The sequence below is a fragment of the Pontibacterium sp. genome (genome assembly GCF_964228735.1).
Taxonomy (GTDB): domain Bacteria; phylum Pseudomonadota; class Gammaproteobacteria; order Pseudomonadales; family Balneatricaceae; genus Pontibacterium.
Genome location: NZ_CAXRBQ010000075.1, coordinates 39,485 through 65,628, shown reverse-complemented (window position 1 = coordinate 65,628; position 26,144 = coordinate 39,485). Strand labels below are relative to the sequence as shown.

General features: G+C 52.6%; 22 protein-coding genes. 19 read left to right on the top strand and 3 right to left on the bottom strand.

Annotation, left to right across the window (positions count from 1 at the left end; genetic code table 11):
- Position 1: 1 nt before the first annotated feature.
- The 3 genes from ACEQ15_RS08225 to map are packed head-to-tail and all read right to left on the bottom strand — an operon-like array spanning position 2 to position 3,824.
- Complete coding sequence (locus tag ACEQ15_RS08225) at positions 2 to 298, bottom strand: DUF1244 domain-containing protein (protein WP_370278634.1); 297 nt, start codon at positions 296 to 298, stop codon at positions 2 to 4.
- 34 nt (positions 299 to 332) lie between these two features.
- The gene (locus ACEQ15_RS08220) at positions 333 to 3,038 is read right to left on the bottom strand and encodes a [protein-PII] uridylyltransferase (RefSeq protein ID WP_370278633.1); all 2,706 of its coding nucleotides are present in this window, start codon (positions 3,036 to 3,038) and stop codon (positions 333 to 335) included.
- Between the two features lie 15 nt (positions 3,039 to 3,053).
- Positions 3,054 to 3,824 (bottom strand): type I methionyl aminopeptidase, encoded by a 771-nt coding sequence (map, locus tag ACEQ15_RS08215; protein ID WP_370278632.1) that lies wholly within the window; start codon positions 3,822 to 3,824, stop codon positions 3,054 to 3,056.
- A 320-nt stretch (positions 3,825 to 4,144) separates the two neighbouring features.
- On the opposite strand from map, the gene rpsB reads away from it, so the two are divergent.
- The 19 genes from rpsB to eno all read left to right on the top strand — a co-directional run bounded on the left by rpsB (position 4,145) and on the right by eno (position 26,107).
- On the top strand, positions 4,145 to 4,885 hold the full coding sequence (rpsB, locus tag ACEQ15_RS08210; protein ID WP_370278630.1) for a 30S ribosomal protein S2: 741 nt from the start codon (positions 4,145 to 4,147) through the stop codon (positions 4,883 to 4,885).
- A 114-nt stretch (positions 4,886 to 4,999) separates the two neighbouring features.
- Complete coding sequence (gene tsf, locus ACEQ15_RS08205; RefSeq protein ID WP_370278629.1) at positions 5,000 to 5,857, top strand: translation elongation factor Ts; 858 nt, start codon at positions 5,000 to 5,002, stop codon at positions 5,855 to 5,857.
- A gap of 100 nt (positions 5,858 to 5,957) precedes the next feature.
- On the top strand, positions 5,958 to 6,716 hold the full coding sequence (pyrH, locus tag ACEQ15_RS08200; RefSeq protein ID WP_370278628.1) for a UMP kinase: 759 nt from the start codon (positions 5,958 to 5,960) through the stop codon (positions 6,714 to 6,716).
- Complete coding sequence (frr, locus tag ACEQ15_RS08195; RefSeq protein WP_370278627.1) at positions 6,706 to 7,263, top strand: ribosome recycling factor; 558 nt, start codon at positions 6,706 to 6,708, stop codon at positions 7,261 to 7,263. The genes pyrH and frr overlap by 11 nt, the downstream gene beginning before the upstream one ends.
- A 64-nt stretch (positions 7,264 to 7,327) precedes the next feature.
- Positions 7,328 to 8,077, top strand: coding sequence for a polyprenyl diphosphate synthase (gene uppS, locus ACEQ15_RS08190; protein WP_370278626.1), 750 nt, complete (start codon positions 7,328 to 7,330; stop codon positions 8,075 to 8,077).
- Positions 8,070 to 8,882: a phosphatidate cytidylyltransferase gene (locus ACEQ15_RS08185; RefSeq protein ID WP_370278624.1), complete on the top strand. Its 813-nt coding sequence runs from the start codon at positions 8,070 to 8,072 to the stop codon at positions 8,880 to 8,882. Before uppS ends, ACEQ15_RS08185 begins: the two co-directional genes overlap by 8 nt.
- A 13-nt stretch (positions 8,883 to 8,895) precedes the next feature.
- Entirely contained in the window at positions 8,896 to 10,251 is a 1,356-nt protein-coding gene (gene rseP, locus ACEQ15_RS08180) for an RIP metalloprotease RseP (RefSeq protein ID WP_370278623.1), read from the top strand.
- A 51-nt stretch (positions 10,252 to 10,302) separates the two neighbouring features.
- Complete coding sequence (gene bamA / locus ACEQ15_RS08175; RefSeq protein WP_370278622.1) at positions 10,303 to 12,627, top strand: outer membrane protein assembly factor BamA; 2,325 nt, start codon at positions 10,303 to 10,305, stop codon at positions 12,625 to 12,627.
- 9 nt (positions 12,628 to 12,636) lie between these two features.
- On the top strand, positions 12,637 to 13,134 hold the full coding sequence (locus ACEQ15_RS08170; RefSeq protein ID WP_370278621.1) for an OmpH family outer membrane protein: 498 nt from the start codon (positions 12,637 to 12,639) through the stop codon (positions 13,132 to 13,134).
- A complete protein-coding gene (lpxD, locus tag ACEQ15_RS08165; protein ID WP_370278620.1) occupies positions 13,134 to 14,174 on the top strand; it encodes a UDP-3-O-(3-hydroxymyristoyl)glucosamine N-acyltransferase in 1,041 nt (346 codons plus the stop codon). The genes ACEQ15_RS08170 and lpxD overlap by 1 nt, the downstream gene beginning before the upstream one ends.
- Positions 14,175 to 14,180: 6 nt before the next feature.
- A complete protein-coding gene (gene fabZ, locus ACEQ15_RS08160) occupies positions 14,181 to 14,618 on the top strand; it encodes a 3-hydroxyacyl-ACP dehydratase FabZ (RefSeq protein WP_282350228.1) in 438 nt (145 codons plus the stop codon).
- A 2-nt stretch (positions 14,619 to 14,620) separates the two neighbouring features.
- On the top strand, positions 14,621 to 15,391 hold the full coding sequence (gene lpxA, locus ACEQ15_RS08155) for an acyl-ACP--UDP-N-acetylglucosamine O-acyltransferase (protein ID WP_370278619.1): 771 nt from the start codon (positions 14,621 to 14,623) through the stop codon (positions 15,389 to 15,391).
- A 9-nt stretch (positions 15,392 to 15,400) separates the two neighbouring features.
- Positions 15,401 to 16,558, top strand: coding sequence for a lipid-A-disaccharide synthase (gene lpxB / locus ACEQ15_RS08150; RefSeq protein WP_370278618.1), 1,158 nt, complete (start codon positions 15,401 to 15,403; stop codon positions 16,556 to 16,558).
- Positions 16,558 to 17,154 carry a ribonuclease HII gene (rnhB, locus tag ACEQ15_RS08145; RefSeq protein WP_370278617.1) on the top strand — a complete coding sequence of 199 codons (597 nt, stop codon included), beginning with the start codon at positions 16,558 to 16,560 and terminating at the stop codon, positions 17,152 to 17,154. Before lpxB ends, rnhB begins: the two co-directional genes overlap by 1 nt.
- A gap of 13 nt (positions 17,155 to 17,167) precedes the next feature.
- Positions 17,168 to 20,659: a DNA polymerase III subunit alpha gene (gene dnaE / locus ACEQ15_RS08140; protein WP_370278616.1), complete on the top strand. Its 3,492-nt coding sequence runs from the start codon at positions 17,168 to 17,170 to the stop codon at positions 20,657 to 20,659.
- Positions 20,660 to 20,804: 145 nt separating this feature from the next.
- Positions 20,805 to 21,767, top strand: a complete 963-nt coding sequence (gene accA, locus ACEQ15_RS08135) for an acetyl-CoA carboxylase carboxyl transferase subunit alpha (protein ID WP_370278615.1) — start codon at positions 20,805 to 20,807, stop codon at positions 21,765 to 21,767.
- A 20-nt stretch (positions 21,768 to 21,787) separates the two neighbouring features.
- Complete coding sequence (gene tilS / locus ACEQ15_RS08130) at positions 21,788 to 23,098, top strand: tRNA lysidine(34) synthetase TilS (RefSeq protein WP_370278614.1); 1,311 nt, start codon at positions 21,788 to 21,790, stop codon at positions 23,096 to 23,098.
- Between the two features lie 54 nt (positions 23,099 to 23,152).
- Positions 23,153 to 24,781 carry a CTP synthase gene (locus ACEQ15_RS08125; RefSeq protein ID WP_370278613.1) on the top strand — a complete coding sequence of 543 codons (1,629 nt, stop codon included), beginning with the start codon at positions 23,153 to 23,155 and terminating at the stop codon, positions 24,779 to 24,781.
- Positions 24,782 to 24,811: 30 nt separating this feature from the next.
- On the top strand, positions 24,812 to 26,107 hold the full coding sequence (eno, locus tag ACEQ15_RS08120; protein WP_370278612.1) for a phosphopyruvate hydratase: 1,296 nt from the start codon (positions 24,812 to 24,814) through the stop codon (positions 26,105 to 26,107).
- Positions 26,108 to 26,144 lie beyond the last annotated feature (37 nt).

The following is a 26,144-nucleotide window of genomic DNA, read 5'->3' as shown; positions in this document are numbered from 1 at the left end:
CTTACTTGCTCTTCTGGGTGGCCTCGAACTGCGCCAGCTGCTCTGGCGTAGCTTCCTGCTGGTATTTCTCTTTCCAACTGCTGTACGGCTCACCATAGATCACTTCGCGGGCCTGTTCATAGTCCATCTCGACGCCACGCTCTTCCGCTTCGGCGCGGTACCACTTGGCCAGGCAGTTGCGGCAGAATCCCGCCAGAATCATCAGGTCGATGTTCTGCGCATCTTTGCGGTTGTCCAGGTGGGCCAGTAAACGGCGGAATGCTGCCGCTTCGATTTCGGTCTGAGTCTGTTTATCCATAGTACTGTCAGCTCGGTTGGCTGATGCAATCGCATCAGGCTTCTTGTTGTTGTATATGTTCGTCCAGCTGCTTGCAGATGTCGCTCTGCAGGCGCTGGCATAGCTCAGGATCAGAGATCGGCTGATTCGACTCGTCGGTGATAAAGAAAAAGTCCTCTACCCGCTCGCCGATGGAGGTGATCTTGGCTTTACGCACCGATACGTGGTTTTCGACAAAAATTCGGCCGATACGTGCCAACAGCCCCGGGCGGTCAGGCGTAAGCACTTCCAGCAGCGTTTCCTGACTGACCGGGTCTGTGCTGATGGTTACCCGGGTTGGTGTGGCAAACAGCTTCAGCTGGCGCGGTACGCGGCGGTGGATAATTTCCGGGTAGTCTTCCGGATCGTCCAGCTCTTCTACCAGGCGCTGCTTGATGGTGTTTAGGTAGTCCGGGTTTTCCGACAATGGCTGGTTTTCCGCCGTTAGCACCGTATAGGTGTTGAGGGTCAGCTGGTCGTCGGTGACGATGATGCGGGCGTCCTGGATGCTGAGGTTCAGTTGGTCGAGAGTGGCCACGGACGCTGCAAACAGGTTCGGCTGATCCTTCATATAGACGAAGATCTCGGTCGCGCCTTCATGCAGTCGCAATGAGGTCTGACGAATCAGTACCAGCGGGGCATCAGGATTGTGGTGCTCAAGGATGGCGCGGGTGTGCCAGGCGATACTCTTGCCGGTTTCGCGCAGGAAGTAGTCGTCACCCAGGGTAGCCCAGAACTCCAGAACTTCGGCCTCGTCCAGTCCCTGACGGGATAGGATCATCATCGCCTCATGCTGTACCTGCTCGATCAGGTCCTCTTTCTGTACCGGGTTTTCCAGGCCACGACGCAGTGCGGTTTTGGTCTCGGTGTAGAGGGTGCGCATCAGGGTGGCGCGCCAGTTGTTCCACAGGGTGTGGTTGGTGGCGTTGATGTCGGCCAGGGTGAGCACGTAGAGGTAATCCAGATGTACGATGTCGTGAACCTGCTTGGCGAAGGTGTGGATAACTTCCGGATCGGAGATGTCCTTGCGCTGCGCGGTCATCGACATCAGCAGGTGGTTGCGTACCAGCCAGGCTACCAGGTGGGTATCCCAGCGGCCCAGATGGTGGCGTTCGCAGAATGCGGTCACGTCCTCGGCGCCCAGCTCTGAGTGGTCGCCACCACGGCCCTTGGCAATATCGTGGTAGAGTGCGGCGATGTAGAGCAGTTCGATCTTCGGCAGCTGGTTCACAATGCGGTGGGCGATCGGGAACTGCTCGCGGTAGTCACGGTGACGGAACTGGCGGGTTTTTTGGATCACCTTCAGGGTATGTGCGTCAACGGTGTAGATATGGAACAAGTCATGCTGCATCTGGCCGACGATCTTGCCGAACTCCGGCAGGTACAGGCCGAGGATGCCGTATTTGTTCATCCGCTTCAGTTCGGTGGAGACCCGATCCGGGCAGCGCAACAGCTCCATAAACAGGGAGGTGTTGCGGATGTCATTGCGGAACTCTTCGTCGATCAGGTGACGATGGTTGCGGATCAGGCGAATGGTGGATGCACGCACACCCTTGATCTGAGGATTGGTCGCCATCAGGACGAAGATCTCCATCAGGGCAAACGGATGGTGCTCAAACACCTTGTCGTAGGTGACCTCGATGAAGTTGTTGTGGATCTGGAAGCGCTTGTTGAGCGGGTGGAACACTTGCTCGTCTTCGGTGCGCAGGATTGCTTCGTCGAAGTGCTGCAGCAGCATGTGATTGAACTCCGACATCGCCTTGGCGACACGGTAGTACTTACCCATAAACTGCTCAACGGCCAGTTCGCCTTCAGAGTCTTGGTAGCCGAAGATCTCGGCGAGCGCGCGCTGGTGGTCAAATAGCAGACGATCGTCGTGGCGGTTGCAAACCATGTGCAACGCGTAACGCACCGTCCACAGGTACAGCTCGCCCTTGTTCAGGGTATCCAGCTCACTTTCTGTGAGGAAACCGTCGTCCACCAAGTCACGAATATAAGTGGAGCCGAAGTGTCGTTTCGCCACCCAGCCAATGGTCTGCAGATCGCGCAGGCCTCCGGGGGAGTTCTTCAGGTTGGGTTCCAGGTTGTATTCGGTGTTGTTGGTCTTTTCGTGGCGGTCTAGCTGCTCGTTGATCTTGGCGCGGAAGAACTCTTTGTCGGTCCAGGCACCTTCCGATGTCACTTCGTCGTACATGCGGGCGTGCAGGTCGCCACTGCCCACCACAGGACGGGATTCAATCAGGTTGGTGGCGATGGTGATATCGTTACGCGCTTCCTCGTAACATTCGCCGATGGTGCGCACGCTGGAGCCGATATCCAGATTGATATCCCAGAGCAGGGTAAGAAAACCACTGATCGAATCGTGGTAGCTTTCCGCTTCGATGCCATCGATCAGAATCAGGATATCCACATCAGAGCAGGGATGTAGTTCGCCACGGCCATAGCCACCGACGGCAATCAGCTCGATATGTTTGCTTTCGGGCCAGTCAAAACGCTGCCAGATCGCTTCCAGGACCATATCCATGACCCAGGCGCGACCGTAGATCAGCTTGCGGATATCTTCGCCTTCTCGGAAGCGTTCATCCATTCGCGCCCGCACATCCTTCAGGGCTTGCTTCAGGACGGGAATAGGCTGGTTGCTTCCAGCCAGAGCCTTACGAAATTCCTCGACATTGAACAGTTCAATGTCGGCAACCTGGTGGTGAGCAGCAGCGTTTGACATGGGTGGGCCCGCTAGTTAGATCTTTTCGCCTTCGCGCAGAGTTAATACTTCATATCCGTCAGCGGTTACCAGAATGGTGTGTTCCCACTGAGCGGACAGGCGACGGTCGGTAGTTTCAACCGTCCAGCCATCGTGTTTATTCAGTTTTACATGGCGCTTGCCAGCGTTGATCATTGGCTCGATGGTAAAAATCATGCCCTCCTGAAGCTCAGCGCCGGTACCTGCTTTGCCGTAATGCAGTACCTGTGGGTCTTCGTGGAACTCGGCGCCAATGCCATGGCCGCAATATTCGCGTACAACGGAATAGTGGTTTTGTTCAGCGTACTGCTGGATTACCGCGCCAATGTCGCCCAGGCGAGCACCAGGTTTGACCAGGCGGATGCCTTTGTACAGGCATTCCAGCGTAATATCGACCAGACGGCGTGCGTGTGGTTGTTCTTTACCAACAAAGAACATCTTGCTGGTGTCGCCGTGGTAGCCATCTTTGATAACAGTGATGTCTACGTTGATGATGTCGCCGCTTTTCAACGGTTTGTCATTTGGGATGCCGTGACAGACAACCTGGTTAACCGATGTGCAGATCGATTTAGGGAAGCCGTGGTAGTTTAGCGGCGCCGGGATCGCATCCTGTTCATTGACGATGTAATCGTGGCAGATCTGGTTCAGCTCGTTAGTTGTAACGCCCACCTGGATATGAGGTTCGATCATCTCCAGAACCTCAGCGGCCATGCGGCCTGCTACACGCATTTTTTCGATTTCTTCAGGGGTTTTGATCTTAATGGTCATATTCAAGGGGTCCGTTAAACACTCAACACAGAACTTCTATACAGGCTATTCTGCCTTATATGGACAGCGCGCAGTACCGCTCTTTATATAAAAAGTTATAACCGGAGCACTGCTTGTTGCCAGATTGTAGCAATGCTACCGGTGAAAGCGAATGCGCCCTTTAAAAATAGAGGGTGTTGTGGTATAAATCCGCGCTCCAAAAATGCGCTTTGCGCAATACATAACACACACGCTCCGTCACGTCGTTCAGGGTGCCTCTGCAAAGGGGTTGGGCGATGGGGAACGTGGAGGTTTAACCCAAAATACTACAGGATTTAATAATGGCTAAAATTAGCATGCGCGACCTGCTGAAAGCAGGTGTTCACTTCGGTCACCAGACTCGCTACTGGAACCCAAAGATGTCCAAATTCATCTTTGGTGCTCGTAACAAGATTCATATCATCAACCTGGAGCACACTCTGCCTGCACTGAACGGTGCACTGGACGTTGTTCAGGGTATGGCTTCCAACAAGAACAAAGTTCTGTTCGTTGGTACCAAACGAGCTGCTAGCAAGATCGTGAAAGAAGAAGCAGAACGCGCAGGTATGCCTTTCGTCAACCACCGTTGGTTGGGTGGCATGCTGACTAACTACAAGACTATCCGTCAGTCTATCCGTCGTCTGCGTGATCTGGAATCCCAGGCTCAGGATGGTACTTTCGAAAAGCTGACCAAAAAAGAAGCGCTGATGCGTCAGCGTGAAATGGATAAGCTGGAACGTTCCATCGGCGGTATCAAAGACATGGGCGGTCTGCCTGACGCGCTGTTCGTAATCGACGTTGATCACGAGCGTATCGCAGTCAATGAAGCTAACAAGCTGGGTATCCCAGTTATTGGTGTTGTTGATACTAACAGCAACCCAGACGGCATTGACTACGTTATCCCAGGTAACGACGATGCTCTGCGTGCTATTCAGATCTACGTTAAATCTGCTGCTGATGCGTGCCTGGAAGGTACCGAAGCTGCGGGTGGCGCTAAAGGCGAATTCGTAGAAGTTGAAGAAGATCAGGCAGCTGCAGAGTAATCCTGCTGTCAACGATGCCTGATACAATTGCGTGCCAGGCATGAAGGGGGAGCGTTGCTCCCCTTTTTTCGATTTTGATTTTAAGCGTTAATCCTATTTATAGAGGTATTCAAAATGGCATTCTCTGCTAAGGACGTGAAAGAACTGCGCGACCGTACTGGTCTGGGCATGATGGAATGTAAAAAAGCGCTGACCGAAGCTGGCGGCGACATCGACGCGGCGATTGAAGAGCTGCGTAAAGCGTCCGGCATGAAGGCTGCTAAGAAAGCTGGCCGTACTGCTGCTGAAGGTATCGTTGTTATTAAAGTAGCTGCTGACAACAAGTCTGCGGTTGCTGTAGAAGTTAACTCCGAAACTGACTTCGCTGCTCGTGACGAAAACTTCGCTGCGTTCGCAAACACTGTTGCTGAAGCAGCGGTAGCTAGCCAGGCAGACAGCGTTGAAGCGCTGATGACTGACGAGCTGGTAGCTGCACGTGAAGCGCTGGTTCAGAAAATCGGCGAGAACATCACTGTTCGTCGCGTATTCGCTGTAGAAGGCGATGTTGTAGACGCGTACGTTCACAGCAACAACAAGATCGCTGCGATCGTTGTGCTGGAAGGTGGTAACGCTGAAACAGCTAAAGACGTTGCTATGCACGTAACTGCTGTTAACCCACAGGTGGTTAACAAAGAAGACATGCCAGAAGACGTTGTAGCAAAAGAGAAAGAGATCATCCTGGCTCAGCCTGACATGGCTTCCAAGCCTGCAGAGATCGCTGAGAAGATGGTTACTGGCCGTATCAACAAATTCCTGGCTGAAAACAGCCTGGTTGAGCAGCCATTCGTTAAGAACCCAGACCTGAAAGTAGGTCAGTTCGCGAAAGACGCGGGCGCAGTGGTTAAATCTTTCACCCGTATTGAAGTGGGTGAAGGTATCGAGGTTGAAGAAGTTGATTTCGCAGCAGAAGTTGCGGCTCAGCTGAAAGGCTAATCACGCCTGACACCTCAGGTTGCGCATGACTTGGCGCATGCGCAACCGACTCTTTTCCTGATACACTCTTGTGACCTCATTTCGAGCGGAGAATTCTTAGATGCCTGCCACTGAAAAACAGTCTAAATACAAAAGGATACTGCTGAAGCTTAGCGGCGAAGCGTTGATGGGGGATGAGAATTTCGGTATTGATCCGAAGGTGCTCGACCGCATGGCCTTGGAAATTGGCCAGTTGGTGGGTATTGGTGTTCAGGTCGGTATGGTAATCGGCGGCGGCAACCTGTTTCGTGGTGCTGCGCTAAGCTCGGCAGGTATGGATCGAGTGACCGGTGACCATATGGGAATGCTGGCGACTGTGATGAATGCGTTGGCGATGCGTGATGCGCTGGAGCGTAGCAATATCGCTACCCGTGTAATGTCCGCTATTCCAATGAGCGGTGTTGTTGACCATTATGATCGTCGTAATGCGATGCGTTACCTGAGTCAGGGAGATGTGGTTATCTTCTCGGCAGGTACGGGTAACCCGTTCTTTACCACTGATTCTGCTGCCTGTTTACGCGGAATTGAGGTAGAGGCGGATGTCGTAATTAAAGCTACTAAGGTTGATGGCGTTTTCACGGCTGACCCGATGAAAGATCCATCTGCCAAACGATATCTTCACGTTAGCTACGATGTGGCTATCGAAAAACAATTGGGTGTTATGGATTTGACGGCGATCTGTCTGACCCGTGACCATGACATGCCTATTCGCGTTTTTAACATGAATAAACCGGGTGCGCTGGCGAATCTGGTACTGGGCGGTGACGAAGGTACGCTGATCGATTCATGCGTCGAGGTGGGAGAAAAATATGCTGAATGAGATCGCACAGGACGCGGAAACGCGTATGCAGAAGAGTGCTGATGCACTGGTAGATAATTTCAAGAAGATTCGTACCGGTCGTGCGCATCCAAGCCTTCTGGATTCCATCATGGTGCCTTACTACGGCTCTGATGTTCCACTGCAGCAGGTAGCAAACGTCTCTGTAGAAGATGCACGTACGCTGTCTATCATCCCTTGGGAAAAACCAATGGTGCCGGTGATCGAGAAAGCGATCATGAAGTCTGACCTGGGTCTGAACCCGGCAACTGCTGGCGAAAACATTCGTGTGCCAATGCCCGCGCTGACCGAAGAAACCCGTAAAGGTTACATTCGTCAGGCGCGTGCAGAAGCAGAGAATGCGCGTATCGCGATTCGCAACATCCGCCGTGATGCGAACGGCGACCTGAAAGATCTGCTGAAGGAAAAAGAGCTGACCGAAGACGAAGCGCGTCGCGGTGAAGATCAGATCCAGAAGCTGACTGACAAGTATGTTGCTCAGGTTGATAAGCTGCTGGAGCAGAAAGAAGCCGACTTGATGGAAATCTGATGATTTCGGCGGGGCGTTGGTGCGCCCCGCAGTTTCCCGCTACCTGCCCTTTTCGAATAAGACTATGACCGATTCCTCCAAAATAAATCCGCCACCCAGACATATCGCAATTATCATGGACGGTAACAATCGCTGGGCAAAAAGCCGTGGACTGCCGAGCTTGGCTGGCCACAAAGCGGGCGTTGATTCTGTCCGTGAGGTAATAACCGGTTGTGTTGAGCAAGGGGTAGAGGCGTTGACCCTGTTCGCGTTCAGTTCTGAAAACTGGAAGCGACCGGCGGTTGAAGTAAAAGGATTGATGGAGTTGTTCATGTTCGCGCTGGATCGCGAAGTGAAAAAACTGCACAAGAATAATATCCGTTTGCGTGTGATCGGTGATAAAACCCGATTCAGCTCCTCCCTGCAGAAAAAGATTGCTGCTGCTGAGGCTCTTACAGAATCCTGTACCGGCCTGCAGCTGAATATTGCCGCGAACTACGGTGGTCGCTGGGATATCGCGAACGCCGCAAAAGTTATTGCTGAGCGTTGTGTCAATGGTGAACTGACGCCTGATCAGATTGATGAGGAGTTGTTTGGTGGTTATGTGCATCTGGCCGAACTGCCTTCACCGGATCTATGTATTCGTACAGCGGGTGAGCAGCGTATCAGTAACTTTCTGATCTGGCAGTTTGCCTACACCGAATTTTATTACGCCGATTGTTACTGGCCTGACTTTGGTAAGGCGCGCTTGATAGAAGCGATCGATGACTTTACCGGGCGAGAGCGTCGCTTTGGACGTACCAGTGAACAATTAGAGGCGGATAAAGGTGCTTAAGGCTCGATTTCTTACTGCCATAGTTCTGGCGCCGCTGGCGTTGGTTGTTCTGTTCCTTTTCCCGAAAGACTGGTTCTTGCTGGTTATCGACGGTGTATTGCTGCTCGGGGCCTGGGAGTGGTCACGACTTTCCGGGTTGAAAGGGCTTAAAGATAAAGCGTTTTTTATTGCCACTATTGCCCTGGCTTTAGTGCTTCTGCATCAGTTTGAGTCTGTGCTTCCGGTTACCACGTTATTGACGGCTGGCTTGCTTTTCTGGGTATTAGCTCTTTTCTGGGTTGTCCGATATCCGAGTACGTCGGGGTGGGCGCCCGTGGGTGTTCGTGTCCTGATGGGGTACGCAGTCCTACTGCCTGTATGGGTCGCGTTTGGTGAGCTTAAGTCCTGGGGGTTGAGTACAGAGCTGATCCTGATGTTGCTGTTGCTGGTGTGGGCGGCAGATATCGGAGCGTATTTTGCTGGAAAATCCTTGGGTAAAAATAAGCTGGCGCCATCGGTGAGTCCCGGTAAAACTCGGGAGGGGTTGTATGGTGGTTTGCTTTCCTGTGTCTTGGTAGGGCTTGGTTTTGCGCTCTGGTTTGAACTTGACGGTCAATCGTTGGTCTATCTGGTGCTGCTGAGCGTAGTAACTGGAATGATCTCTGTATTGGGGGATCTCTTTGAAAGCATGCTTAAACGCCACCAGGGCATGAAGGACAGCAGTCAGCTGTTGCCGGGTCATGGTGGTATTTTGGACAGGATGGATAGCCTGACCGCTGCCGCCCCATTATTTGTGCTGGGTGTGCAGTTCGTTACCCTGAACTGAGTTAATGCCGCTTATGGATCTTCTGCAAACCCTGCTGGCTACATTGGTAACCCTCGGTATTCTGGTTACGATTCACGAGTGGGGGCACTTCTTTGTTGCGCGTCGCTGTGGTGTAAAAGTCCTCACCTTTTCTATCGGTTTCGGGCGGTCGCTATTGCGCTGGCGCAGTCCTCGCAGTGGCACCGAATACGTACTTGCCGCAATTCCCCTGGGCGGTTACGTACGTATGCTGGATGAACGGGAAGGGGAAGTTCCTGACGCACTTAAATCCCAAGCCTTTAACCGTAAGCCGGTGTTGCAGCGAATCGCTGTGGTTGCTGCCGGGCCGGCGGTGAATCTGCTGTTTGCGGTACTGGCCTATTGGTTCATGTTTGTTTATGGCGTAAGTGCCATAAAGCCAACGGTGATGGATGTGGTGCCTGGTTCCCCTGCTGCACTGGCTGATGTGCGCGCTGGTGGTGAAATTACCGCTGTCGATGGAAAAGAGGCACTCTCTTGGGAGTCAGTTAATCTTCTGCTCGCATCGCGCATTGGGGAGAGCGGTGGGCTTACCCTTCGTATGCAATATCCCGGTGTAACGTTGCCGGAAGAGTATGTTGTCCAGCTGAATAACTGGAAGTTTGATGTTGAGTCGCAATCACCGGTCAATGCGTTGGGGTTGGTGGCCTGGAGTCCTGAGGTGCCTGCTGTTATCGGTCGTTTGTTGGATGACGGTGTCGCCGCTCAGGCCGGATTGCAGGTGGGTGATCGCATTCTGGAGATCAATAAGGAACCAATAGGAGACTGGTACACGCTGGTTGAATACGTGCAGCGCTCGCCGGACGAGAACCTGGCGTTGCTTGTTGAGCGGGATGGTCGTGAGTTGATCATCAATGTGCGCCCTATAGTTCTTCAGTCCGGTGATGCGACAATCGGCTATATCGGTGCGGGCGTGGCTGAAGTGGAATGGCCACCGGAACAGCAGCGCGTGATTAGCTTTGGGGTGCTGGAATCGCTGGGTAAAGGTGTTGAGAAAACCTGGCAGATGATTACGCTGATCCTGGAGTCTATCTGGAAGATGCTGGAAGGCGTCATTTCAGTAAAAAACTTGAGTGGTCCGATTACCATTGCTAAAGTGGCCGGTGCTTCAGCGGAGTCCGGTATGGAAACGTTTATCGGATTCCTTGCCTATCTCAGTATCAGTCTGGGTGTTTTGAACCTGTTGCCGATTCCGATGCTGGATGGTGGGCACCTGTTCTACTACACCGTTGAGCTCCTGAGGGGGAAACCTGTCAGCGAGCGGATTCAGATGGCGGGGCTTCGCTTGGGTATGGCAATTATCTTTACGTTGATGACCGTTGCGATCATCAACGACGTCATGCGACTTTAAATTGGGCCGGGAAGGGTCCGTAATACCAACCTACTGTTAAAGAAGTACTTCATGAAACAAGGATACAGGCTGTTTGCCGCAGTTATCGTCTTTCTGGCAAGCACGTTCAGCAGTGCACAAAGCGCCTTTGAAGTAACCGATATTCGATTAGAGGGACTGCAACGGGTTGCACCTGGTCTGGTATTTCGACACTTTCCAATTAGTAATGGCGAAGAGATTAATGAGCAGCGTTTGTCATCGGCGGTGCGTAAGCTATTTGCATCTGGTTACTTTGACGATGTGAAAGTGGCCCGTGAAAATGGCGTACTGATTCTCAAACTGCGTGAGCGTCCGTCGATCGCACTGATTCGCCTTGAAGGTAACAAAGCGCTCAAGAAAGAGCAGCTTCTAGAGGGGCTCAAACAAGGTGGCCTGAAAGAAGGTGATGTGTTCAAGCGGGCCACGTTGGAACAGATCAAGCAAGACCTAGTACGCATCTATGCGGCTCAGGGACGTTACGGTGCCCAGGTAGATGCAGAGGTCGAGACCCTTCCGGGTAACCGCGTTGCTCTGAATATTGATATCCAGGAGGGCAAAGTTGCCAGCATCCAGCACATCAATATTGTTGGTAATGAGCTGTTTGACGATGAAACCCTGAAAAAACAGTTCGAGCTGCAGTTGCCGGGATTTTGGTCTTTTTACACCGATGATGACCGGTACGCCCGTGAAAAGCTGGCAGGTGACCTTGAGCGTCTGCGTAGTTTTTACATGGATCAGGGTTACATCAAGTTTTCCATCGACTCCACCCAAGTCTCTATCACACCGGACAAAAAACACGTTTATATCACTGTGAACATCACGGAGGGTGAAAAGTACAGTGTTCGAGACGTTAATCTGGCCGGTGAAATGGTGGTGCCGGAAGAAGAGCTGATGCAGGTAATCACCGTAAAGGCTGGTGATACCTTTTCCCGAAACCGTATGGTGAAGTCGCAGGAAGCTCTGAACCGAAAGTTGGGTAACGTGGGTTATATGTTTGCCAACGTAGCGCCATCCCCAGAGATCCATGACGACAACACGGTTACGCTGAACTACTTCCTGGACCCGGGTAAGCGTACTTACGTGCGACGTATCGTTATTCGCGGTAATACCCGCACATCAGACGAAGTAATTCGCCGCGAAATGCGTCAGATGGAAGCAGGTGTTGCTTCGACTAAAAATATCGATGCTTCAAAGCTTCGTCTGGAACGTACCGGCTTCTTCTCTACCGTAAATGTTGAAACCATCCCGGTGCCGGGAACGTCCGATCAGGTTGATCTCGAGTATACGGTAGTTGAACAGCAATCGGGCTCATTTTCTGCAAGTGTGGGTTTCTCTCAGGGGGCAGGTCTGATCCTTGGCTTGAGTGTGGAACAGGATAACTTCCTGGGCAGCGGTCGTAAGGTCGCGTTTGGTATTACAAACTCTGATTCCACAACTGAGTATCGCTTCAGTAGTAGCGACCCGTATTACACTGTTGATGGTGTGAGTCGTGGTTACAAACTCTACTACCGTGAGCGTGATTTCGATGAAGATGACGTCTCTTCCTACGAGACGGATGAGCTAGGCGCTGGGGTGAATTTCGGTTACCCAATCGATGAATTTCAGCGTTTGAATTTTGGTGCGACACTGGAACAGATCAGCCTCAAGACGAACAGCACGACTCCTCAGGAGATTATCGACTTTATCGCTGATGAAGGCGATGACTATCTTGGTCTGATTGGTAACATCAGTTGGAGCGATAATCACCTGAACCGCGGTATCTTCCCGACCGATGGCTATGTGCAAAATGCTTCCCTGGAACTTGGTCTTCCGGGAAGTGACCTGACCTATTACAAAGCGCGTTACTCGTTGCGAATGTATCAACCACTGACAGAATCTGAGCGTTGGGTTGGCAAGGTTTGGACCCGTATTGGTTATGCCGATGATCTTGGCGGAAACCAATACCCGTTCTTTAAACACTTCTATGCAGGCGGTATTCGATCTGTACGTGGCTTTGAAGCTAACTCCTTAGGCCCAAAGGATACGCCACGCAATGGCGCCAGTGCTGATCCGTTTGGTGGTAATATCTTGCTGACAGGTGGCCTGGAACTGATCGTGCCAACGCCGTTCGCGGAAGGCAACAGTACTCGTACGTCTTTGTTTGTAGATGCAGGTAACGTGTTTGATACCAGCTGTGGTGCCTCGGCGACAAACTGTGAAGAAGGTATCGAGTTTGATGAAATTCGTTACTCCACAGGCCTCGCTTTCAGCTGGATTACCCCGATGGGGCCGCTGACATTTGTGTTAGCAACCCCGCTTAATGAAGAGAGTGGTGACGAGACCGAGTTCTTCCAGTTTTCATTTGGCCGCACGTTCTAAGGAGAGGATATGAAACCGATTAAATTTGCAGGATTTCTTCTGGCTGTGATGCTAAGTGGCCAAGTGATGGCGGAAAAGGTTGTTGTGCTGGATGCGATGCAGGCTCTGCGCGCAACTGAAGCGGCGAAACAGTTTGATGCTGGCTTAAAGGAAGAGCTGGCGGATAAGCAGGCACATCTTCTTGATCTGGAGAAGCAGGCTAAAGCTGCGAAGGAAAAACTGGAGGCCAACCGTGGACTTGCGTCGCCTGAGCAGCTTGAGCAGCTTCAGGAACAGTTTAAGAAAGCATTTGCTGAGTACCAGCGTCGTGGTAAAGAGATGCAACAGGAAGGTCTGCAGCGCCAGCAAGCGTTTATGAACGAGATGCGACCAAAAGTGGATAAGGTGGTGAACGATCTTATTCAGCAGGAAGGCTACGATATTATTCTGAGTCGCTCGGCTATCTCCTACGCTAAGCCTGAGTTGGATATTACCGCTAAAGTCGTGGAACTTCTGAACAAGCAGTAATGTCTACGACAGACCGTTCCTTCCGTCTTGATGAGTTAGCAAAACTTCTCGGTGCCGAGCTGAGGGGAGATCCTGCCTGCGTGGTTGAAGGACTGGCAACGCTGGATGATGCGGTATACGGGCAGCTTTCTTTTTTTGCCAACCCTCGATATCTCGATAGCCTGTGTAACACGCAGGCCAGTGCGGTACTGGTAGCGCAGGAGCATGCCGATAGCGCGCCTTGTTCTGCATTGGTTATGAGCAATCCATATCTGGGTTATGCCACGGTAAGTCGGTATTTTGAACGCCAGGGCGTGTTTAAAGCCGGAACCGCGGATGGCGTTCAGATAGATCCCAGTGCAAAAGTCTCTGAATCCGCCCAGCTCTGTGCGAATGTGGTGGTGGGTGCCGAGAGTGTTATTGGTGATGGCGCCTATCTCGGTCCAAATACAGTTGTGGGTGCGCGCTGCCATATTGACAAAGGCGTGCGAATTAACGCCAACGTAACACTGTATGATGATATTAAGGTGGGCGCCCACTCACTTATTCACAGTGGAGCAGTAATTGGCGCTGATGGCTTTGGCTTTGCCCCGGATAAGGGGAAGTGGGTCAAGATCAGTCAATTGGGCGGTGTGAGCATTGGGGCGAATGTAGAAGTTGGTGCCGGTACTACGATTGATCGTGGAGCGCTTGCGGATACGGTTATTGCCGATGGCGTCAAACTCGATAATCAGATTCAGATCGCTCACAACGTGAATATCGGTGAAGATAGTGCAATTGCAGGATGTACTGCAGTTGCCGGAAGTACTAAAATCGGCGCCCGCTGCACGGTAGCAGGCGGCGTAGGCATCACCGGACATCTGGATATCGCAGATGGTACCCATATAACGGCGATGTCGCTGGTTTCGAAGTCTGTCGCAAAGGCGGGGGCCTATTCGTCAGGAACCGGTTTGATGCCCCATAAACAATGGAAGCGGAGTGTGGTGAGGTTTCGTCAGTTAGATGAACTTGCCAAACGATTAAAATCTCTGGAAGAAAAACTTGATAGGTCTAAAGGTTAAGCGACAATGATGGATGTGAACGAAATACGCGAATACTTGCCACATCGATACCCGTTTCTGTTGGTTGATCGGGTATTGGAGCTGGAGAAAGGTGATTCCATCGTTGCGATTAAAAATGTGACAGTGAACGAGCCGTTCTTTAATGGTCACTTTCCGGATCACCCGGTAATGCCTGGTGTCTTGATCGTGGAAGCGATGGCGCAGGCTGCAGGTATTCTGGGCTTTAAAACTATGGACAAGAAGCCGCAGGATGGGTCAATCTATTACTTTGTAGGCTCTGACAAACTGCGCTTCAAGCGTCCAGTAGTGCCTGGTGACCAGTTGAAACTGGAAGCTAAGGTGATTTCCGAACGCCGTGGTATCTGGAAGTTTGATGTGCAAGCAACGGTTGAGGGCGACATGGTAAGCTCCGCCACCATTCTCTGTGCTGATAGGAAGGTCTGATTTTGATTGACGCCCGTGCCATTATCGATCCGTCTGCAAAGGTTGCTGATGATGTCGAGGTAGGCCCCTGGAGTATTGTGGGGCCGAATGTGGAGATCGGTGCTGGAACGGTTATTGGTCCGCATGTAGTCATTAAGGGACCGACTACAATCGGAAAAAATAACCGCATTTTCCAGTTCGCTTCCGTGGGCGAGGACTGCCAGGACAAGAAGTACGCCGGAGAGCCAACTACGCTGGTGATCGGTGATAACAATACAATCCGGGAAGGTGTCACTATTCATCGGGGCACCGTTCAGGATAAGGGCGAAACGATCATCGGTAGCCATAACCTGTTTATGGCCAATGCACATGTAGCCCATGACTGCGTAGTCGGCGATAACGTTATCATGGCAAATAACGTGGCAGTTGCCGGGCATGTGCATGTCGGTGATTGGGCGATTTTGGGTGGCTTTACTGCGGTCCATCAGTTCTGTCATATCGGTTCGCACGTTATGTGTGGTGCCGGGACAGTAGTGCTGAAAGATGTGCCGGATTATGTGATGGCCACCGGTAACCCCGCGAAGCCCCATGGTATAAATGTCGAGGGGCTCAAACGCCGTGGTTATTCGGCAGACGCCCTGCGCGATCTGCGTCGCGCCTATAAAGTGATTTACCGTCAAAAACTAACGGTCGATCAGGCCTTGGACTCTCTCAAGGAGATGGCGTTGAAAACGCCAGAAGTTACTCCGCTGATTACCTTCCTAGAAAATTCTCCACGCGGCATTATCCGTTAGGGTACTGCCGTGTCTAAACCACTTCGTATCGGCATTGTTGCCGGAGAGGCTTCCGGCGACATCCTAGGCTCCGGACTGATCAAGGCACTGAAAAAACGTTTTCCTGACGCTGAGTTTGAGGGTATTGGTGGTGAGCTGATGCTGGCTGCAGGTTGTCAGTCACATGTTCCGATGGAGCGCCTTTCAGTGATGGGGCTGGTAGAAGTGTTAAGCCGGTTGCGTGAACTGCTGGAAGTCCGTCGCAAGCTAAGAGATCACTTTCTCGCTGATCCTCCAGATCTATTTGTGGGTGTTGATGCACCGGATTTTAACCTTAAGCTTGAAGGTTGGCTTAAGGAGGCAGGTATTCCCACGGTCCATTACGTCAGTCCATCGGTCTGGGCGTGGAAGCAAAAACGTATCTACAAGATCAAGAAAACCACTGATCTTGTGTTAAGCCTGTTCCCGTTCGAAGCCCAGCACTACGCACCTACACAGCAAAGTGTGGCATTTGTGGGGCACCCGCTCGCCACCAAGATTCCAGCAGGCGTGAATGTCGCAGAGGCACGCAAGCGTTTTGCCGTTAAAGACGGGGAAACGATCATTGCGATATTGCCTGGCAGCCGTGGTAGTGAATTGAAGTATCTGTCCGAGCCGTTTCTGGAAACCGCGCGTTGGTTGTCCGAACGTGTCAACAATGTGCGTTTTGTGATTCCTGCCGCCAACGAGCATCGGCACGATCAGCTGCACCAGTTGATTAATGAGAAGTTTGGCGAGCTTAACGTACAGCTGGTGATGAAAAATTCCCGCGAAGTGATGGCGATCTCCGATGCGATACTGATCGCCTCCGGCACGGCTACCCTGGAAGCAACACTGCTGCAAAAGCCCATGGTTGTAGCTTATAAAATGGCCGGGCTGACCTATTCGATCTATTCCCGCATGGTGAAGAGTCGTTTTATCTCTTTACCTAACCTATTGGCGGATGAGTCTTTGGTGCCGGAAATCCTGCAGGACGATGTAACGCCCGATGTACTTGGGCCGGCGATCCTGAAAGCGTTACAGGATGATGCCTATCGTTCACATTTGGCTACACGTTTTGCACAGATCCACGAACAGCTGAATATGGATGCAGACGAAAAAGCGGCTGATGCCGTAGTGCACCTGTTACAGTCAAGGGGCGTACTTTGATGGAAAGTCTTGGCTTTGACTTCTCGGAGCAGCAGGTGATTGCTGGGGTCGATGAAGTAGGACGTGGTCCCCTTGTGGGTAACGTGGTGACCGCCGCTGTGATTCTTAACCCGGCTAAGCCAATAGAGGGTTTGGCGGACTCAAAGAAACTGTCCGAAAAGAAGCGTGAGCTCCTTTATGACGAGATCGTAGAGAAGGCGCTGGCTTGGTGCGTCGCTTCAGCGACACCGGCCGAGATTGATGAGTTAAACATACTGCATGCCACTATGCTGGCGATGCAGCGAGCTGTATTGGGGCTGTCAGTTCAGCCCGAGTATGTTTATGTGGATGGCAACCGTTGTCCTGAATTACCTTACCCGTCTGAGCCGGTGGTAAAGGGAGACTCAAAAATCAAAGAGATCTCTGCTGCCTCTATCTTGGCAAAGGTTGTGCGAGACCGGGAGATGAAGGCGCTGGATGCCCGTTTCCCTGAGTATGGTTTTGCCAAACACAAAGGTTACCCTACTTCCGCACACTTTGAAGCTCTGAAAAAACATGGCCCACTGGCTGAACACCGACGAAGCTTTCGTCCGGTGCGTGAATTGATTGCAGAATAACGGCATACCGCTTATGGCTGATCCTAAATTTGTACACCTGCGGGTGCATACCGAATTTTCTCTGGTTGATGGACTGGTTCGAGTTAAAGAGCTGGTGAAGGCCGCGAAATCCAATGCGATGCCTGCCGTCGCAATGACTGACCAGGTAAACCTGTTTGCCCTGGTTAAGTTCTACAAGGCCGCGTTAGGTGCGGGCGTTAAACCAATTTGTGGCAGTGACATGTGGGTTTATGACCCGGAGCAGCCTGAGTTACCGCCGAGCCGTCTAACCCTGTTGGTCAACAACGGCAAGGGTTATCGCAACCTGATGGAGCTGATTTCACTCGCCTACGAGCAGGGGCAGAACTACGTTCTGGATAAGGCTGTTGTTACCAAGGAGTGGATCGCAGCAAAGTCAGAAGGGCTGATAGCGCTGTCGGGTGCGAAAGACGGCGATATTGGGCGTGCAATTCTGGCTGACAATGGCAGTGCGCAGTCGCTGCTTGAAAGCTGGATGCAGATCTTTCCCAATCGTTTCTATCTGGAGCTTCAGCGTACAGGGCGGGCCGGGGAAGAGCAGGTCGTACACGGTAGTGTTGATTTGGCCCATGCAACCGGTTGCCCAGTTGTGGCTACCAACGATGTGATGTTCGTCAAGCCGGATGATTTCGAAGCCCACGAGGTGCGAGTCTGCATCAACCAGGGGCGCGTACAGGAAGATCCAACACGTCCGCGTGATTACAGTGAACAGCAGTACTTCCGCAGCGCGGACGAGATGGCTGAGCTGTTTGAGGATATTCCGAGCGCACTCGAGAATACGGTAGAGATCGCCAAGCGCTGTAACATTGATATCGAACTGGGCACTTACTATCTACCGAAGTATCCGATCCCGGAAGGGATGTTGATGGATGACTATTTCCGTAAGGTGTCCTACGAAGGCCTTGATGAGCGTCTCGAAATTCTGCTCGATAGGCAAGATCCGGACTACGAAGCCAAAAAAAAGGAATATTACGACCGCCTGGAGTTTGAGCTGGATATCATTATCCAGATGGGTTTCCCAGGTTACTTCCTGATCGTAATGGACTTTATCAAGTGGGGTAAGGAAAACGGCGTTCCGGTAGGGCCGGGACGAGGCTCCGGTGCTGGTTCCCTGGTGGCCTATGCGCAGAAGATCACCGATCTGGATCCACTTGAATATGACCTGCTGTTCGAGCGATTCCTGAACCCGGAACGTGTATCCATGCCCGACTTTGATATCGATTTCTGCATGGATAACCGCGATAAGGTTATCGACTACGTAGCCCGCACCTACGGTAAGGACGCGGTATCGCAGATCGTGACATTCGGTACCATGGCTGCGAAGGCGGTGGTGCGCGACGTGGCCCGTGTGCAAGGCAAGCCATTCGGTCTGGCCGACAAACTCTCCAAGCTGATTCCGTTCGAGGTAGGTATCACCCTCCAAAAGGCGATGGATCAGGAGCCGCTTCTGCGTGACTTCGTTGCAAGCAGCGAAGAGGCTCAAGAGATCATGGATATGGCCTACAAGCTGGAGGGTGTCACCCGTGGTACCGGTAAGCACGCGGGTGGTGTGGTAATTGCGCCAACCAAACTCACAGACTTCGCGGCCACCCTCTGTGATGAAGAGGGTAACGGCCTGGTTACCCAGTTTGATAAAAACGACGTAGAGGAAGCCGGGCTCGTTAAGTTCGACTTCCTGGGTCTGAGGACCCTGACCATCATCGACTGGGCGCTGCAGACGATAAACAGTAAAAAGGCGAAGCAGGGTGAAGAGCCACTCGATATCGCCCTGATCGATCTGGAGGACAAAAAGACCTTCGATCTGTTGCAGGCAGCCGAGACCACTGCGGTATTCCAGCTGGAATCCAGCGGTATGAAGGACCTGGTACGCCGTCTGTTGCCGTCCCGCTTTGAAGACATCGTCGCACTGGTGGCGCTGTTCCGTCCGGGCCCATTGCAGTCGGGCATGGTAGACGACTTCATCAACCGTAAGCACGGTCGTGCCGAGATGGCATGGCCGCACCCGGATTACCAGCTCGACAGTTTGCAGCCAGTCCTGGAACCGACCTACGGCATCATCCTGTATCAGGAACAGGTAATGCAGATTGCCCAGGTGATGGCTGGTTATACCCTCGGTGGGGCAGATATGCTGCGTCGTGCGATGGGTAAGAAGAAACCGGAGGAGATGGCGAAGCAGCGGGCATCCTTCCTTGATGGTTCTGTTGAAAACGGTATCGACAAAGACCTGGCCGGGAACATCTTCGACCTGGTAGAGAAATTCGCAGGTTACGGTTTTAACAAATCCCACTCCGCGGCCTACGCGCTGGTCTCCTACCAAACGGCCTGGCTGAAGGCGCATTACCCGGCACCGTTTATGGCGGCGGTAATGTCCTCCGATATGCAGAACACCGACAAAGTGGTGATCTTCATTGAGGAATGCCGCCAGATGGGTATTCCGCCGGCGCTGCCGGACGTGAACAGCGGTGAGTATATGTTCACCGTGAATGACGAAGGCGTCATCATCTACGGCCTCGGTGCAATCAAAGGTGTGGGTGAAGGCCCGATTGAAGCCATTGTGTCGGCCCGTGCGGAAGGTGGTCCATTTAAGGATCTGTTCGATTTCTGTGAACGCGTTGGGGCCAAGAAACTGAACAAACGTGTTCTGGAAGCCCTGGTTCGCTCCGGTGCGCTGGACAATATGGGCGCACACCGTGCCGTGTTGTGGGAGGCAATCCCCGATGCCCTGAAAGCAGCGGATCAAAGTGCCCGCAACCAGGACGCGGGTATGTTCGACCTGTTCGGTGCTGCGGAAGAGGAATCCGAGAGCGATCCATACGAGAAATACCAGCGGGTACGCGAGTGGACCGACAAGGAGCGCCTGCAGGGTGAAAAAGACACCCTGGGCCTGTACCTGACCGGTCACCCGATCGATGAGTACGAATCAGAGCTGCGTAACTTTATCAGCAAAAAGATTGTTGAAGTTCAGCCAGTGCGTGGCGCCACTCAAAAAATGGCAGGTTTGGTCGTCGATCTGCGCCTGAAGAAAACCAAGAAAGGTGACCCGATCTGCTTTGTTACCCTGGATGACCGCAGTGCCCGCATCGATGTCACCCTCTATGGCGAGACCTACGATCAGGCGCGAAACATGATCAACAAAGACGCTGTGTTGATCGTGGAAGGGGAGGTGGCTGAGGATAACTTCTCCGGGGGGATTAAGGTTAAGGGCAGCAAAGTGCTCGATATCCCGCAGGCCCGTGCCCAGTACGCCAATAGCGTTGAAATCAGTTGTGATGCCAGTCATCTGGCCGGTCGCCGCCTGAAAGAACTTTCAGATATTTTGCAATCTTATCGTGGAAACGGGTCTCTTCCGGTGACGCTACGCTTCCGTCGGGAAGATGCGGCGGCAACGCTGAAACTAGGTTCCGGCTGGGCAGTGCAGGCCAATGATGACCTGATTATTAAGCTGATGGATAAATTTGGCGGTGATGCGGTCAGACTGCGTTACTGACCTATCTCCTGTCGGAATGCATAAACCGCAGAGATTGATGCATGAGTGACCTATCCAGTCTGGTCCTTAAAGGGGCAAGCAGGTACACTTAGTGCAATTTTTTGATCCGATCAAAGTAACGAATTTTTGATAAGAACGGGACAGCATGAATCCGAATTACCTGGATTTTGAGCAGCCGATCGCTGAGCTGCAGGCAAAAATCGATGAACTACGTCTGGTCAGCGATGACAACGACGGTCTGAATATCTCCGAAGAACTGGAAAAGCTGGAAGAGAAAAGCCGTACGCTGACCGAATCCATCTTCTCTGATCTGTCTGCATGGCAGATCTCCCAGTTGGCACGTCACCCGCAGCGTCCATACACCCTGGACTACGTTGAGCACATCTTCGACGACTTTGACGAACTGCACGGCGACCGTCACTTCTCTGACGACCAGGCAATCGTGGGTGGTATCGCACGTATCGAAGGCAAGCCGGTGATGGTAATTGGTCACCAGAAAGGTCGCGAAGTAAAAGAGAAGGTGTCACGTAACTTCGGCATGCCGCGTCCTGAAGGTTACCGTAAAGCACTGCGCCTGATGGAGATGGCTGAGCGCTTCAAGATGCCAGTGATGACTTTCATCGACACCCCAGGGGCCTACCCGGGTATCGACGCAGAAGAGCGTGGTCAGTCCGAGGCGATTGCCTTTAACCTGCTGAAGCTGTCCAGCCTGAAAACCCCGGTGATCTCGACCGTTATCGGTGAAGGTGGTTCCGGTGGTGCGCTGGCAATCGGTGTATGTGACGAACTGCTGATGCTGCAGTATGGCACTTACTCTGTAATCTCCCCTGAAGGCTGTGCGTCCATTCTGTGGAAGAGCGCCGAGCGCGCATCCGATGCGGCGAAAGCGATGGGTATTACAGCAGATCGTCTGTTCGAGCTGGGCTTGGTGGATCAGATCGTAAGTGAACCACTGGGTGGTGCACACCGCGATCAGGCGCTGATGGCTGCGAACCTGAAGAAGCACCTTCTGGAAACACTGGAGAAGCTGGAAGGTTTCTCTGAAGATGAGCTGCTGGAGCGCCGTTACGAGCGCCTGATGGCTTACGGAATCAATTCCGAACAGTAAGTGAAAGCTTACTTCTCCTGATGTCTGCTGCAATTGAAAAACGCTTTAAAGCGCAGTTGCAGCAGATGCTCGAGCCCAAACGCTGGCTAATCGGTCATAGCGGTGGGCTCGATTCCCAGGTGTTGTTGCATCTGGCTAACAAAACTCTGCCTCCTGATCGTCTTCTGGTTTTACACGTCAACCATCATCTGCAGCAGTCGGCGGATAGCTGGGCTGCGTTCTCCGCGAATCAAGCTAAACAACTTGGGCTGAAACATATCTCCCTCGATGCCTTTCCTGAGTCTTGTTCTGAAGATGCCGCGCGGCGTGCACGCTATGAAGCCTTTAAGTCGATTATGACGAATGGAGATTGTCTTTTATTAGGTCATCATGGTGATGACCAGGTCGAAACCCTGCTCTTCCGTTTGTTGCGTGGTGCCGGCTTGAAGGGGTTGTCAGGCATTCCGAAAAACCGTGATTTGGAATCGGGAATGTTGTACCGCCCGCTTTTAGGCATGCTACGCCAGGAGCTTGAAGCATACGCCGAACAGCATGGCTTGCAGTGGATCGACGATCCCAGCAACCAGTCGGATCGTTATGACCGCAACTTCCTGCGGCTTAATGTGCTACCAGTACTCGAAAAGCGTTGGCCTGGCTTTCGGCAGCGTGGATTGGCGACGGCAGAACAGCTTGGTGCGTCGCAGCGGTTGTTGGCGGAGTATCTGGATCGGGACCTTTCTGCTTTGATTGGTAGTTTGGGTGAGCTGCAGCTCACTCAGATGGCAGGGTTCTCCGAAGAACGGCAGCATCATCTTCTGCGGCGCTGGGTTGAACTGGGAAGCGGATTGTTGTTAAACCAACCGCAGCTGCTGGAGATCCAGAAGACGCTGATTGACGCCAGGGCTGATGCACAGCCACAGCTCAGGCTGGGTGGCCTGGTGATCCGTCGCTATCAGCAGGCGTTGTACCTGACGGAGCGTCAAACCGGTGAGCCGCTCAATCTGAGTGAGTTGAGTCCCGGAGAGCATAAGTTAGGAGATGGCTATTTATTGGTCGAGCCTTCCGAGGTAGGGCTGAAAACCTTGGATGGTATCTGTCTAGAGCGCCGCAAAAGCGGTGAGCGTTGCCGACCAGTAGGACGCGGAGGCAGCTGCACGGTAAAAAAACTGCTGCAGGAAGCTGGAATTCCCCCTTGGTTAAAAGCCCATTGGCCGCTGTTAAAATCAGGCGATGAAGTCGTTGCGGTGCCCGGGATCTGTGTTTGTGAAAATTGGGACACGAAAAGCGGCGGTTTTAACGTATCGTGGCACAGCTTCGCATTGTCCCGCACGCGTTCGTTTGGTATCCTGTAGCCCCATCTTTGATAACGTTTTTCCCTCGTTTTAATCACGAATTACAGGTTCTGCATGACGCGATATATCTTCGTCACAGGCGGTGTTGTGTCCTCTTTGGGCAAAGGCATCGCATCTGCCTCTTTGGCTGCTATTCTGGAAGCCCGAGGTCTTAAAGTAACCATGCTGAAGCTGGATCCTTACATTAACGTAGATCCAGGCACAATGAGTCCATTCCAGCATGGTGAGGTGTTCGTTACGGAAGATGGAGCTGAAACGGACCTGGACTTGGGTCACTACGAGCGTTTCATCCGTACCACCATGTCCAAGCGCAACAACTTTACATCTGGTCGTATCTACCAGCATGTACTGCGTAAAGAGCGCCGTGGTGACTACCTGGGTGGAACCGTACAGGTTATTCCTCACATCACCGACGAGATCAAACGTCGCGTGATCGAGGGTGCCGGTGATGCGGATGTCGCTCTGGTTGAGATCGGTGGTACTGTAGGTGATATCGAATCCCTGCCGTTCCTGGAAGCTGTGCGTCAGCTGAAGGCCGAGCTGGGCTTCTCCCGTGCGATGTTTATGCACCTGACACTGGTGCCTTACATTGCCACTGCCGGTGAAACCAAAACCAAACCTTCTCAGCACTCTGTTAAAGAGCTGCGTTCTATCGGTATTCAGCCAGACATTCTGGTCTGCCGTTCCGAGCGCCCGCTGCCGGACTCTTCCCGTCGTAAACTGTCTCTGTTTACCAACGTTGAAGAACGCGCAGTTATCTCTCTGCCAGATGCCGACACCATCTACAACATTCCTCAGATGCTGGCTGATCAGCACCTGGATGACATCGTGGTGGAGCGCTTCCACCTGGAGTGCTCCGAACCGGATCTGCAGGAATGGAACGCTGTTGCGGATGCGCACCTGAACCCTGAGGGTGAAGTGACTATCGCGATGGTCGGTAAGTACATGGAACTGCTGGATGCCTACAAGTCTCTGATCGAAGCGATCAGCCACGCGGGTATCGCGCTGAAGCGTAAAGTACGTATCGAGTACATCGACTCCGAGCGAGTTGAGCGCGAAGGCGTAGAGATCCTGAAAGACATGAGCGCGATCCTGGTACCAGGTGGTTTCGGTGAGCGTGGCGTGGAAGGCAAGATCCAGGCAGTTAAGTATGCCCGAGAGAACAAGGTGCCTTACCTGGGTATCTGTTTGGGTATGCAAGTGGCGGTTATCGAATTTGCGCGTCACGTTGCAGGTATCGAAGGCGCAACTTCCTCTGAATTTAAAGCTGATGCAGAGCATCCGGTTATCGGCCTGATCACCGAGTGGACCACTTCTGAAGGTGGCGTTGAAACCCGTGGTGAACAGGATGATCTGGGCGGCACCATGCGTCTGGGTGCGCAGGTCTGCCACCTGGCGGAAGGTTCTACTGCAGCAACTGCATACGGTGCTACTGATGTTACCGAGCGTCACCGTCACCGCTACGAAGTGAACAACAACTACGTAGCCAAGCTGGAGGAAGCGGGTCTGCGTATCTCCGGTCGTTCCGTTGACGGCGAGCTGGTAGAAGTGGTGGAAGTACCGGATCACCCATGGTTCGTTGCTTGTCAGTTCCACCCGGAATTCACTTCTACCCCGCGTGATGGCCACGGTCTGTTTACCGGCTTTATTAAAGCCGCACTGGACCATCAGGCGAAGCAGTAAAAGATTTAATTAATTTCTGGAGTTAATCGAATGGCACAGATTGCTGATATCAAAGCGCGCGAAGTTCTGGATTCTCGCGGTAACCCAACAGTAGAAGCTGACGTAATCCTGGCGTCCGGTGTTGTAGGTTCTGCTTGCGCACCATCCGGCGCATCTACCGGTTCCCGCGAAGCGCTGGAACTGCGTGACGGTGACAAAAGCCGCTACCTGGGTAAAGGCGTACAGAACGCAGTAGCTGCGGTAAACGGCGCTATCCGTGATGCTTTGGTTGGAATGGACGCGACTGATCAGCGTGCTCTGGATAACAAAATGCTGGAGCTGGACGGTACCGAAAACAAAGAGAAACTGGGTGCGAACGCTATCCTGGCGGTTTCTCTGGCAGCGGCGAAAGCAGCAGCGACTGAAAAAGGTCAGCCACTGTACGCGCACATCGCTGAGATCAACGGTACTGCGGGTCAGTTCTCTCTGCCTGTGCCAATGATGAACATCCTGAACGGTGGTGAGCACGCGGATAACAACGTGGATATCCAGGAGTTCATGGTTCAGCCGGTTAACTTCGATAAGTTCTCCGAAGGTTTGCGTTGTGGTGCAGAAATCTTCCACGCCCTGAAGGCGGTTCTGAAGGCGAAAGGCCTGAACACTGCTGTAGGTGACGAAGGTGGTTTTGCGCCTAACCTGGCGTCTAACGAAGAAGCGCTGGTGGTAATCAAAGAAGCGATCTCCAACGCAGGTTACGAGCTGGGTAAAGACGTGACTTTGGCGCTGGACTGCGCGGCTTCCGAGTTCTACAAAGATGGTAAGTACGACCTGGCGGGTGAAGGTAAAGTCTTCGACGCTGAAGGTTTCGGTGACTACCTGGCGAACCTGACTGAAAACTACCCGATCGTTTCCATCGAAGACGGTCTGGATGAGTCCGATTGGGATGGTTGGGCGTACCTGACCAAGAAGATCGGCGACAAGGTTCAGCTGGTCGGTGACGACCTGTTCGTAACCAACACCAAGATCCTGGCGCGTGGTATCGAGCAGAGCATCGGTAACTCCATCCTGATCAAATTCAACCAGATCGGTTCCCTGTCCGAAACACTGGATGCGATCAAGATGGCAAAAGACGCAGGCTTCACCGCCGTGATCTCTCACCGTTCCGGTGAAACCGAAGACACCTTCATTGCTGACCTGGCGGTAGGTACTGCTGCTGGTCAGATCAAGACCGGTTCCCTGTGCCGTTCCGACCGTGTAGCTAAGTACAATCGCCTGCTGCGCATCGAGGAAGAGCTGGGTGCCGAGGCTGTATACAATGGCTTGTCTGAAATTAAAGGTCAGGCTTAATTATCTGAATCATAAGAGATTAAAAGGGGGCGTTTAG

Excerpts from the sequence above, each read along its gene's own strand:
- ACEQ15_RS08125 (WP_370278613.1), top strand. The coding sequence starts at position 23,153 with ATGACGCGATATATCTTCGTCACAGGCGGTGTTGTGTCCTCTTTGGGC.
- pyrH (WP_370278628.1), top strand. The coding sequence starts at position 5,958 with ATGCCTGCCACTGAAAAACAGTCTAAATACAAAAGGATACTGCTGAAG.
- frr (WP_370278627.1), top strand. The coding sequence starts at position 6,706 with ATGCTGAATGAGATCGCACAGGACGCGGAAACGCGTATGCAGAAGAGT.
- eno (WP_370278612.1), top strand. The coding sequence starts at position 24,812 with ATGGCACAGATTGCTGATATCAAAGCGCGCGAAGTTCTGGATTCTCGC.
- ACEQ15_RS08225 (WP_370278634.1), bottom strand. The coding sequence starts at position 298 with ATGGATAAACAGACTCAGACCGAAATCGAAGCGGCAGCATTCCGCCGT.
- rpsB (WP_370278630.1), top strand. The coding sequence starts at position 4,145 with ATGGCTAAAATTAGCATGCGCGACCTGCTGAAAGCAGGTGTTCACTTC.
- bamA (WP_370278622.1), top strand. The coding sequence starts at position 10,303 with ATGAAACAAGGATACAGGCTGTTTGCCGCAGTTATCGTCTTTCTGGCA.
- uppS (WP_370278626.1), top strand. The coding sequence starts at position 7,328 with ATGACCGATTCCTCCAAAATAAATCCGCCACCCAGACATATCGCAATT.
- fabZ (WP_282350228.1), top strand. The coding sequence starts at position 14,181 with ATGATGGATGTGAACGAAATACGCGAATACTTGCCACATCGATACCCG.
- tilS (WP_370278614.1), top strand. The coding sequence starts at position 21,788 with ATGTCTGCTGCAATTGAAAAACGCTTTAAAGCGCAGTTGCAGCAGATG.
- rnhB (WP_370278617.1), top strand. The coding sequence starts at position 16,558 with ATGGAAAGTCTTGGCTTTGACTTCTCGGAGCAGCAGGTGATTGCTGGG.
- rseP (WP_370278623.1), top strand. The coding sequence starts at position 8,896 with ATGGATCTTCTGCAAACCCTGCTGGCTACATTGGTAACCCTCGGTATT.
- accA (WP_370278615.1), top strand. The coding sequence starts at position 20,805 with ATGAATCCGAATTACCTGGATTTTGAGCAGCCGATCGCTGAGCTGCAG.
- tsf (WP_370278629.1), top strand. The coding sequence starts at position 5,000 with ATGGCATTCTCTGCTAAGGACGTGAAAGAACTGCGCGACCGTACTGGT.
- dnaE (WP_370278616.1), top strand. The coding sequence starts at position 17,168 with ATGGCTGATCCTAAATTTGTACACCTGCGGGTGCATACCGAATTTTCT.
- ACEQ15_RS08170 (WP_370278621.1), top strand. The coding sequence starts at position 12,637 with ATGAAACCGATTAAATTTGCAGGATTTCTTCTGGCTGTGATGCTAAGT.
- ACEQ15_RS08220 (WP_370278633.1), bottom strand. The coding sequence starts at position 3,038 with ATGTCAAACGCTGCTGCTCACCACCAGGTTGCCGACATTGAACTGTTC.
- map (WP_370278632.1), bottom strand. The coding sequence starts at position 3,824 with ATGACCATTAAGATCAAAACCCCTGAAGAAATCGAAAAAATGCGTGTA.
- lpxD (WP_370278620.1), top strand. The coding sequence starts at position 13,134 with ATGTCTACGACAGACCGTTCCTTCCGTCTTGATGAGTTAGCAAAACTT.